This is a genomic window from Streptomyces sp. NPDC040545 (genome assembly GCF_055595065.1).
Genome location: NZ_JBVIWA010000046.1, coordinates 1 through 9718, shown reverse-complemented (window position 1 = coordinate 9718; position 9718 = coordinate 1). Strand labels below are relative to the sequence as shown.

The 9718-nt window shown below is 71.3% G+C and carries 9 protein-coding genes and 1 pseudogene; 8 read left to right on the top strand and 2 right to left on the bottom strand.

The genetic code is table 11. The features are described 5' to 3' along the window. The 5 genes and pseudogenes from manB to ACZ573_RS38150 all read left to right on the top strand — a co-directional run. Nucleotides 1–176 (top strand): annotated as a pseudogene (gene manB / locus ACZ573_RS38170) (phosphomannomutase/phosphoglucomutase); the annotation flags it as partial. A 230-nt stretch (nt 177–406) separates the two neighbouring features. Continuing rightward, nucleotides 407–592 carry a Trm112 family protein gene (locus tag ACZ573_RS38165; protein WP_030015246.1) on the top strand — a complete coding sequence of 62 codons (186 nt, stop codon included), beginning with the start codon at nt 407–409 and terminating at the stop codon, nt 590–592. A gap of 90 nt (nt 593–682) precedes the next feature. Continuing rightward, on the top strand, nt 683–1816 hold the full coding sequence (locus ACZ573_RS38160) for an SIS domain-containing protein (RefSeq protein ID WP_471313492.1): 1134 nt from the start codon (nt 683–685) through the stop codon (nt 1814–1816). A gap of 37 nt (nt 1817–1853) precedes the next feature. Beyond that, on the top strand, nt 1854–3011 hold the full coding sequence (manA, locus tag ACZ573_RS38155) for a mannose-6-phosphate isomerase, class I (RefSeq protein WP_471313490.1): 1158 nt from the start codon (nt 1854–1856) through the stop codon (nt 3009–3011). A gap of 72 nt (nt 3012–3083) precedes the next feature. Then, the gene (locus ACZ573_RS38150; RefSeq protein ID WP_471313485.1) at nt 3084–4007 is read left to right on the top strand and encodes a cation diffusion facilitator family transporter; all 924 of its coding nucleotides are present in this window, start codon (nt 3084–3086) and stop codon (nt 4005–4007) included. A 65-nt stretch (nt 4008–4072) separates the two neighbouring features. Here ACZ573_RS38150 and lepB read toward each other — a convergent pair whose 3' ends face one another. Next, entirely contained in the window at nt 4073–4771 is a 699-nt protein-coding gene (gene lepB / locus ACZ573_RS38145; RefSeq protein WP_471313482.1) for a signal peptidase I, read from the bottom strand. A gap of 333 nt (nt 4772–5104) precedes the next feature. Here lepB and ahcY point away from each other — a divergent pair, with 333 nt between their 5' ends. Both ahcY and ACZ573_RS38135 read left to right on the top strand, forming a co-directional pair. Further along, nucleotides 5105–6541 carry an adenosylhomocysteinase gene (ahcY, locus tag ACZ573_RS38140; RefSeq protein WP_471313480.1) on the top strand — a complete coding sequence of 479 codons (1437 nt, stop codon included), beginning with the start codon at nt 5105–5107 and terminating at the stop codon, nt 6539–6541. 109 nt (nt 6542–6650) lie between these two features. Beyond that, the gene (locus ACZ573_RS38135) at nt 6651–7271 is read left to right on the top strand and encodes a hypothetical protein (RefSeq protein ID WP_390172872.1); all 621 of its coding nucleotides are present in this window, start codon (nt 6651–6653) and stop codon (nt 7269–7271) included. Between the two features lie 4 nt (nt 7272–7275). Here ACZ573_RS38135 and ACZ573_RS38130 read toward each other — a convergent pair whose 3' ends face one another. Further along, the gene (locus tag ACZ573_RS38130) at nt 7276–8190 is read right to left on the bottom strand and encodes an RDD family protein (RefSeq protein WP_471313476.1); all 915 of its coding nucleotides are present in this window, start codon (nt 8188–8190) and stop codon (nt 7276–7278) included. Nucleotides 8191–8304: 114 nt separating this feature from the next. Between ACZ573_RS38130 and ACZ573_RS38125 the strand changes: the two genes are divergently transcribed. Next, nucleotides 8305–9312, top strand: coding sequence for a stage II sporulation protein M (locus ACZ573_RS38125; RefSeq protein WP_301370668.1), 1008 nt, complete (start codon nt 8305–8307; stop codon nt 9310–9312). The last annotated feature ends 406 nt before the right edge of the window (nt 9313–9718 follow it).

Genomic DNA, 9718 nt, shown 5'->3' with positions numbered 1-9718 from the left:
CCCGTGAGGGCGTCACCCTGGACGAGCTGGACGGTCTGACGGTGACGGGCGAGGACTGGTGGTTCAACGTCCGCGCCTCCAACACCGAGCCCCTGTTGCGCCTGAACGTGGAGGCCCGTGACGAGGCCACCCTGGCCAGGATCCGCGACGAGGCCCTGGCCCTCATCCGCGCCTGAGGCGCTGTTCTTGATCGTCCAGCGGCGCGGCACGCAAGCGCCGGGCTCCACCCAATCCAGCCTCGCCGGCGTTTGAGGCGCGGGGTCCGGGCGGAGCCCGGTGCCCGGCGAAGCCGGGTTCCCCGGGGGCGCAGCCCCCGGGGCTCAACCCGCCCCCACGACACCGCACCGCCACGAACTCGGCGGTACGCTGACCTCGCCCCACCCACATGCCCGAAGGGAATCGCCCCATGCCGCTCGAAGCCGGCCTCCTGCAGATCCTCGCCTGCCCCGCCTGCCACTCGCCCCTCGAGGACAAGTCGGCCGACGAGACGGCCCCCGAGCTGATCTGCACCGGCCAGGACTGCGGTCTCGCGTACCCGGTCCGTGACGGCATCCCCGTGCTCCTCGTGGACGAGGCCCGCCGCCCCGCCTGACCCCCTGCCCCGCGCCCCGCAACAAGGGCACGCGCAGACGCTGAGACCGATTCCGCCACCCTGGATCCGTCAACACCGCCGGAGGCCGCCATGCTCGACGAGTCGCTCCTCGACGCACCGGACGATCTCGCCCGCGTCGACCGCCGGGGCCTGCTCCGCGGTGCGGCCGAGGCCGGAGCCAGAGTCCGTACCGCCGCCCGGCACGCGAACGAGGCCGGTCTCGCCGAGCTGCGCCCCGACGGCCGCCCGCGCTCCGTCCTGATCGCCGGGTCCGGCACCGCCGCCACCGGCGTCGCCGACCTGCTCGGCGCCCTCGCCGGAGCCTCCGCGCCCGTCATCAGGCTGGATCCCACCGGCGTCGCCCACGCGGCCGGCGCGCTGCGCTGGGCCCTGCCCGGCTGGGCCGGCTCCGTCGACCTGCTGCTCCTCGCCACCACCGACGGCACCGAGCCGGGGCTCGCCGTCCTCGCCGAGCAGGCGTACCGGCGCGGCTGCACCGTCGTCGCCGTCGCGCCCGAGCGCTCACCGCTGAGCGAGGCGGTGGACGGCGCGCACGGGCTCCTCGTACCGATGGCCAAGGCCCCGTACCAGGAGTACGACGAGTCCGCCGCGGCCGGACCCGGCGCCCTGTGGGCCCTGCTGACGCCGCTGCTGCTGCTCCTCGACAAGGTCGGCCTGATCACCGCCGCCCCCGACACCCTGCAGCTCGTCGCCGACCGGCTCGACCGTACGGCCGAACGCTGCGGGCCCGCCATCGCCACCTACTCCAACCCGGCCAAGACCCTCGCCGCCGAGCTGGCCGACTCCCTCCCGCTCATCTGGACCGAGGGCACCGGCGCCGCCCCCGCGGGCCGCCGGTTCGCCGCCACCCTCGCCGAGCTCGCCGGCCGCCCCGCACTGGCCGCCGTGCTTCCCGAGGCGCTGCCCGCCCACGGCGTCCTGCTCGCCGGATCCTTCGCCGCCGGCGCCGACCCCGACGACTTCTTCCGTGACCGGGTCGAAGAACCCCAGGCCCTTCGCGCCCGCATCGTCCTGCTGCGTGACCGGCCGGCCGGTGGCCTCACCGCCGCCCCCGCCGCACGCGAGCTCGCCCTCAGCCACGACACGGCGGTCAGCGAGCTCGAACCGGAGGAGGGCGTCGAACTGGAGCAGCTCGCCGAACTCCTCGCCGTCACGGATTTCGCCACCGCCTACCTGGCGTTGGCTTCCAGGGGACACAGCTGAGGCACTGAAGTACCCAGCTCTATCCAGGAAGACGACGATGGACCGCCTGACGAACACGATCCGCCCCTACGCCTGGGGATCCACCACGGCCCTCCCCACGCTCCTCGGTGTCGAACCCACCGGTGAGCCCCAGGCCGAGATGTGGATGGGAGCCCACCCGGGCGCCCCCTCCCGCATCGACCGGGGAGCGGGCGAGCGGGCGCTCTCGGACGTCATCGCCGCGGATCCCGAAGGCGAGCTGGGCGCTGCCACCGTCGCCAAGTTCGGCCCCCGGCTGCCCTTCCTGTTCAAGATCCTCGCCGCCGGCGCCCCGCTCTCCCTGCAGGTCCACCCCGACCTGCTCCAGGCCCGGGCGGGTTTCGAGGACGAGGAGCGCCGCGGGGTCCCGATCGACGCGGACCACCGCAACTACAAGGACCCCAACCACAAGCCCGAAATGATCTGCGCTCTCACCGCGTTCGACGGGCTGTGCGGCTTCCGCCCGCCGCTGGAGGCCGCCGACCTCCTCGCGGGCCTGGACGTGGACAGCCTCAAGCCGTACGCCGACCTGCTGCGCGCGCACCCCGAAGAGGCCGCCCTGCGCGAGATGCTGACGGCCGTTCTGACCGCGGACCGCGCCGAGATGGCCCACACCCTGCACGAGGTCGCCGCCGCCGTCACACGCCTCGGCGGCCGGTACACCCCGTACGCCACGCTGGTCCACCACTTCCCGGGCGACCCGGGAGTCATCGCGGCGATGCTGCTCAACCACGTCCGACTCCAGCCCGGCGAGGCGATGTTCCTCGGCGCCGGCGTCCCGCACGCCTACATCGACGGCCTCGGCGTCGAGCTGCTGGCCAACTCGGACAACGTGCTGCGTGCCGGGCTCACCCCCAAACACGTGGACGTGCCCGAGCTGCTGAAGATCGCGAAGTTCGAGCCGGGCGAGCCGAACCTGCTGCGCCCCGAGGGCGACGGCGAGGAGGTCTACGAGACCCCCATCGACGAGTTCCGGCTCTCCCGCTTTCTCCTCGCGCCCGGCGGCGCCTCCCGCGTGCTCCCGCACGACACCCCGCAGATCCTGCTCTGCACGGCCGGCTCCCCGCTCGCCGGCGAACTGGCCCTGACCCCTGGTGAGTCGGTCTTCGTGCCGGCGGGCGAAAAGGTCGAACTGTCCGGAAGCGGGACGATCTTCCGTGCCACCGTGGTGGTCTGACGTGGCGTCCCTCCCACCGGCTGCAACAATGTGCGGCCGGTAGTCAGTGGCTAGGAAGGACACCCTGCACCCATGAGCGCGTCGGGCGGTACCAAGGCGATCGTGGCGGCACTCGCCGCCAACCTCGCCATCGCTGTAGCCAAATTCGTGGCATTCCTCTTCAGCGGCTCCTCGTCGATGCTCGCGGAAAGCGTCCACTCGCTGGCCGACTCCGGGAACCAGGGGCTGCTGCTCCTCGGCGGCAAGAAGGCCCAGCGCGAGGCGACACCGCAACACCCGTTCGGGTACGGGCGCGAGCGCTACATCTATGCCTTCCTCGTCTCCATCGTGCTCTTCACCGTCGGCGGCATGTTCGCCATCTACGAGGGCATCGAGAAGATCAACCACCCGCACGCGATCGAGGCGTGGTACTGGCCGGTCGGCGTGCTCGTCTTCGCGATCATCGCGGAGTCCTTCTCCTTCCACACCGCGATCAAGGAGTCGAACGAGATCCGGGGCAAGCAGACCTGGACCCAGTTCATCAGGCGGGCCAAGGCCCCCGAGCTGCCCGTCGTCCTCCTGGAGGACTTCGGCGCGCTCGTCGGCCTCGTGCTGGCCCTCGGCGGCGTCGGCCTCGCCCTGCTGACCGGCGACGGGATCTGGGACGGCATCGGCACCCTGTGCATCGGCGTCCTGCTCATCGTCATCGCGATCGTCCTGGCGGCGGAGACCAAGTCCCTGCTGCTCGGTGAGGCCGCCGGTATCGAGGAAGTCGAGAAGATCAAGGCCGCGGTGGTCGACGGGGACGTCGTCACCCGCGTGATCCACATGCGCACCCTGCACCTGGGCCCTGAGGAGCTGCTGGTCGCCGCCAAGATCGCGGTCGAGGGCGACGACACCGCGACCCAGGTGGCCGACGCGATCAACGCCGCCGAGGCCCGCATCCGCGAGGCCGTCCCGATCGCCCGGGTGATCTACCTGGAGCCGGACATCTATCGCCCCGAAGCCGCCAAGTAGCCACGAACGCCCGAAGGCCCCCGCGAGCAGCAGCCCGCGGGGGCCTTCGCGCGGGCCCGGGGCCGTCAGACGCCGGGCGGCGGCACCAGTCCCGCGTACGCCGGGTGCACCGCGGTCGCCGCCGCCCGGCGGCGAAGCCGCAGCGAGACGGCGCCGAACAGCGCACCGGCGCACAGCACCGCGACGCCGACGAGTGCCGCGGACCGCAGGCCGACGAGCAGCGGATCGCCCTCGTCGACCATCGCGCCGTTCACGTCGGACAGGGGCACGGTTCCGCTCTCCGAAGCCCCGAACCGGAAGCGGGAGTCGGCGGAGTTCCCGCGGTTGTCGCCCAGCACGAACAGCCGGCCCTTGGGCACCTTCACATCGAACGCGCCGGGCGACCCCGCCACCGGATCGCCGTTCAGGACGTACGGCTCGTCCAGCGGCTTCCCGTTCAAGGTCAGTGTCCGGTCCCCGGGCGTGTAGGAGATGTGGTCGCCGCCCACCGCGACCACCCGTTCCACGGACTGGCGCTGCTCACCCCAGGCTGCGGCGTCGAAGAGCACCACGTCGCCGCGGTTCACCTTGATGGTCAACAGGTTGAAGGCCACGGACGATTCCGTCGGGAGGGTCGGCCTCATGTGCTCCCCCGGCACGAGCTTCGTCGGCATGAAGAAGTACCCGCCCAGACCCCCGACACAGCCCAGAAGCGCACCCAGCACCAGCAGCGCCACCGATGTCACCCCAAGCCGACGTCCCGCCACCCGGTCCTGCATTCCCATGCTCCCGCCCCTGCTCCGCTCGATCCGACGTGCGGCCGGAACTGTACGGGCCGGTCGCGCCGGGCCCACCGACGGGGTGTCACACCGCATGAGGGCCCCGTCGGGCACCCGAAGGAAAGACGCGGCCAGTTCTCCGGCCGACTGGGGCAGACTCCGCCGATCGGTGTAGATTCGTGCCCAGTGTCAGGCGTCGCTGCTGATGGCGGGTCGGGCGGTCCCTGCGACCGGCCGAGGGGAGAGAGGACCCCCGACGGACTGTGCTCGGTGTCCCGTCCCCAGGACGGCGCACGGCCCAGCCGTACCCACCCTCTCGAACCATGAGGAGCAGCACCCATGGACTTCAAGGTCGCAGACCTCTCCCTTGCCGCGTTCGGCCGCAAGGAGATCACCCTGGCCGAGCACGAGATGCCGGGTCTGATGTCGATCCGCGCCGAGTACGCCGAGGCGCAGCCCCTGGCCGGCGCCCGCATCACCGGCTCGCTGCACATGACCGTGCAGACCGCCGTACTCATCGAGACCCTCGTCGCCCTCGGCGCCGACGTCCGCTGGGCCTCCTGCAACATCTTCTCCACCCAGGACCACGCGGCCGCCGCCATCGCGGTGGGCCCGAACGGCACCCCGGAGAACCCGCAGGGCGTCCCCGTCTTCGCCTGGAAGGGCGAGACGCTGGAGGAGTACTGGTGGTGCACGGAGCAGGCGCTGACCTGGCCGAACACCCCCACCGGCGGCCCGAACATGATCCTCGACGACGGTGGTGACGCCACCCTCCTCGTCCACAAGGGCGTCGAGTTCGAGAAGGCCGGCTCCGCCCCGGACCCGTCGACGGCGGACTCCGAGGAGTACGCCCACATCCTCACCCTGCTCAACCGCACCCTCGGCGAGTCCCCCCAGAAGTGGACCCAGCTCGCGTCCGAGATCCGCGGCGTGACGGAGGAGACCACCACCGGTGTCCACCGTCTCTACGAGATGATGTCCGAGGGCACCCTGCTGTTCCCGGCGATCAACGTGAACGACGCCGTCACCAAGTCGAAGTTCGACAACAAGTACGGCTGCCGCCACTCCCTGATCGACGGCATCAACCGCGCCACCGACGTCCTCATCGGCGGCAAGGTCGCGGTCGTCTTCGGCTACGGCGACGTCGGCAAGGGCTGCGCCGAGTCCCTCCGCGGCCAGGGCGCCCGCGTCATCGTCACCGAGATCGACCCGATCTGCGCACTGCAGGCGGCGATGGACGGATACCAGGTCGCCACCCTCGACGACGTCGTCGAGACGGCCGACATCTTCATCACGACCACGGGCAACAAGGACATCATCATGGCCTCCGACATGGCCAAGATGAAGCACCAGGCCATCGTGGGCAACATCGGCCACTTCGACAACGAGATCGACATGGCCGGCCTCGCGAAGGTCGAAGGCATCGTCAAGGACGAGGTCAAGCCCCAGGTCCACACCTGGAAGTTCCCCGACGGCAAGGTCCTCATCGTCCTCTCCGAGGGCCGCCTGCTGAACCTCGGCAACGCGACCGGCCACCCGTCCTTCGTGATGTCGAACTCCTTCGCGGACCAGACCCTGGCCCAGATCGAGCTCTTCACCAAGCCGGAGGAGTACCCGACCGAGGTCTACGTGCTCCCGAAGCACCTCGACGAGAAGGTCGCCCGCCTCCACCTCGACGCCCTCGGCGTCCGCCTGACCACCCTGCGCCCGGAGCAGGCCGCGTACATCGGCGTCCAGGTCGAAGGCCCGTACAAGCCGGACCACTACCGTTACTGATCAACCCCTGATCAGCCTCTGATCAGCGGCGGCAGAACGTGAAGCAGGCCCCCGGCACCCGTGCCGGGGGCCTGCCCCATATCCCTCGACCCCAAGAAGAGTGCGCACCATGCCCCGCGGCCGCTACTCGCTCCACGACCCGCACGACCACACCCCGCTCGGCGAGGAGCACTTCCACTGCGCCCCCGGGCCCTCCGGCTGGCGCTACGTCTCCCAGCTCACCGGGCCCGACGGGGACCACCGCGGCTCCGTCGACCTGGCGATCGACGAACTGGGCCGCCCCATCCGCCTGGAGGTCAACGCCGCCAGCTGGCAGGTGCGCGGCGCCGCCATCGACGGCGTCACCTGGGTCCGGACCGACCCCACCGGCACCGAGGCCACCGAGGGCAACATCGCCGCCCCCGGATTCACCGGCACCTCCCCGGCCTTCCTCGTCGCCACGGCCCGGCTGCTGCGCCTGGCCCCCGGCGCGCCCGCCACCCGGGTCCGGCTGCTGGCCCTCACCGATCCGGTCCTGGCACCCCGTACGGTCGACCAGGCCTGGGCCCTCGTCGACCGCCAGGAACACCCCACGGACAGCGGCCCGCTGCTGGTGGACGAGTACCAGGTCAGCGCCCTGGACACGGGCGAGGTCCACACGATCCACATCGCCGGGGACGTGGTCCTCTCGGCCCCGGGCATCGAACTCGAACACCTGGAGACACCGCCCTCGGCCTTCGAGGAACAGTGATCCCTCAGGCGGGCGGCGCGAACCCGCCGGCGCGCGGAGCATCCACGGGCGCCACGGGCGCGGGAGCCACGTAGGGGACCGGCGCCACGACCGGCCCCGGCCTCGGTACCGGTAGCGGGGCGGGAGCAGCTGCGGGTCCGGCTGCGAACCCGGCACCAGGACCGCCGGCGGTCGGCCGGAACGCCCGGGCGGCGTCCCGCGACTGCCGCTCGTGCACCACGGCCATCAGGAACGCGGCGGCCGGCACCCCGGCCGGCGGCGGCGCCCCCGTTCGCGCCACCAGATCGTCCGCCAGCCGCACCGCCATCGCGGCACCCACCTGCGGATCCAGCTGGTTCATCCGCGTCAGGTACTGGCGTATCGCGAGCCACAGCCCGTCCGGCACCGCCGACAGATCCAGCCCGGTGAACCGCCCGGCCAGCCACGGCGGCGGCGGAGGCACCGGCATCACCCGGGTCCCCGGCACCCGCTCGCGGACCACCAGCGTCCCCGCGAACACGTCCCCGAGCCGCCGTCCCCGCGCCGACACCAGCGAGGCGATGCACGCGATCGACCCGAAGGTCAGGATCAGCTCCACGATCCCCATGGCCCCGCGCACCAGAGCGTGCCGGAACCGGATCGGCCCGCCGTCGTCCCGTACGACGCGCAGCCCACAGGCGAGCTTGCCGAGCGAACGCCCGTGGGACAGCGTCTCCACCGCGATCGGCACGCCCACCAGGAACAGCAGGAAGCCCGCGACCGCCACGGCCGCCTGGGCGGCCTCGTCCAGCGAGGCCGTGGCCATGGTTAGCCCGACGGAGACGAGCACGTATCCGGTGACGTACACGGCCAGGTCCAGGAGGATCGCCAGCCCGCGGCTCGGCAGCCGCGCGGGCCTGAGCCCCAGGACGACAGCGTCCCCCGTCACCAGATCGCTCACCACAGCACCTCTCATGTGACCTGCCCCCGCCCCTACGGCCTCCAGTCTGCCAAGCTGACCACACTAGGAATAGGCAGTGGCCAGGGGACCTGGGACAGGGGAGCGGCAAACCGGATGGATCTCGACGTCTTCGTGACCGCACACCGTGCGGAGTGGGAGCGCCTGGAGCAGCTCCTGGGCCGCGGCCGCAAGCTCACCGGCGACGAGGCCGACGAACTCGTCGCGCTCTACCAGCGCACCTCCACCCACCTCTCCCAGATCCAGTCCAGCGCCCCGGACCCGATGCTCACCGGCCGGCTGACCCAGCTGGTCGCCCGCGCCCGCGCCACGGTGACGGGCACCCGCCGGGCCGGCTGGCGCGATGCCGCCCTCTTCTTCACGGCGGGCTTCCCGGCCGCGGTCTACCGCAGCCGCCGCTGGTGGATACCGACGGCCCTGCTCTCCACGGCGCTCGGCGTGCTCATCGGCTGGTGGATAGCCACGCACCCGGAGGTCCAGGGCGCCATCGCGGCCCCCGAGCACCTGAAGGCGCTCACCGAGCCCGGCGGCCAGTACGAGACGTACTACTCCAGCCACCCGGCGGGCTCCTTCGCAGCCCAGGTCTGGACGAACAACGCCCAGGCGGCGGCGATCTGCCTGGTCCTGGGCGCGTTCCTGGGGATACCGGTGCTCTGGATCCTCTTCCTGAACATGGCCAACCTCGGCGTCGGCCTCGGCCTGATGGCCTCCGCCGGCCGCCTCGACGTCTTCCTGGGCCTGATCCTTCCGCACGGCCTGCTCGAACTGACGGCGGTCTTCGTGGCCGCGGGCATGGGCCTGCGCCTGGGCTGGACGGTCATCGACCCGGGCCCGCGCACCCGCCGCGCGGCCCTCGCGGAACAGGGCCGCACCGCCCTCGGCATGGCCATCGGCCTCGCGGTGGTCCTCTTCGTCTCGGGCCTGATCGAGGGCTTCGTGACCCCGTCGGGCCTCCCCACCTGGGCTCGCATCACGATCGGCGTCGCAGCCGAGGTCGCCTTCCTGCTCTACGTCTTCATCCTGGGCGGCAGGGCCGCCCGCGCCGGCGACGTGGGCGACGTGGAGGAGGCCGACCAGACGGCGACCCTTCCGACCGCGGCCTGATGTGCGTACGAGCCTGTCGAGCTGCTAGTCTCCTCGTCGTCCCGCGAAGACCGTTGACACGGAGCGCGCGGGGAGGTAGATTAGAACGGTTGCCTCGAACTGGACAAGTTCGGTAGCGATGGTTTAAACTCTCTCTCGCCCCCAAAAGGAATTGAATTCCAGTGGGGTACAGCCGACTCCTCATCCAGGAATCCGAAGCCGGGAAATCCGGTGGAGAACTTCTGATAGAGTCGGAACCGCCGGAAAGGGAAAACGCGAAAGCGAATACCTGGAAAGCACCGAGGAAGTCGGACACGAAAGAGTCTGATAGGGTCGGAAACGCAAGAACAGAACGAAAGCCCGGAGGAAAACCCGCGAGGGTGAGTACAAAGGAAGCGTCCGTTCCTTGAGAACTCAACAGCGTGCC

What these genes read in the sequence shown, in the direction of transcription:
- ACZ573_RS38165 (WP_030015246.1), top strand. Translation starts at nt 407, where the DNA reads ATGCCGCTCGAAGCCGGCCTCCTGCAGATCCTCGCCTGCCCCGCCTGC.
- ACZ573_RS38160 (WP_471313492.1), top strand. Translation starts at nt 683, where the DNA reads ATGCTCGACGAGTCGCTCCTCGACGCACCGGACGATCTCGCCCGCGTC.
- manA (WP_471313490.1), top strand. Translation starts at nt 1,854, where the DNA reads ATGGACCGCCTGACGAACACGATCCGCCCCTACGCCTGGGGATCCACC.
- ACZ573_RS38150 (WP_471313485.1), top strand. Translation starts at nt 3,084, where the DNA reads ATGAGCGCGTCGGGCGGTACCAAGGCGATCGTGGCGGCACTCGCCGCC.
- lepB (WP_471313482.1), bottom strand. Translation starts at nt 4,771, where the DNA reads ATGGGAATGCAGGACCGGGTGGCGGGACGTCGGCTTGGGGTGACATCG.
- ahcY (WP_471313480.1), top strand. Translation starts at nt 5,105, where the DNA reads ATGGACTTCAAGGTCGCAGACCTCTCCCTTGCCGCGTTCGGCCGCAAG.
- ACZ573_RS38135 (WP_390172872.1), top strand. Translation starts at nt 6,651, where the DNA reads ATGCCCCGCGGCCGCTACTCGCTCCACGACCCGCACGACCACACCCCG.
- ACZ573_RS38125 (WP_301370668.1), top strand. Translation starts at nt 8,305, where the DNA reads ATGGATCTCGACGTCTTCGTGACCGCACACCGTGCGGAGTGGGAGCGC.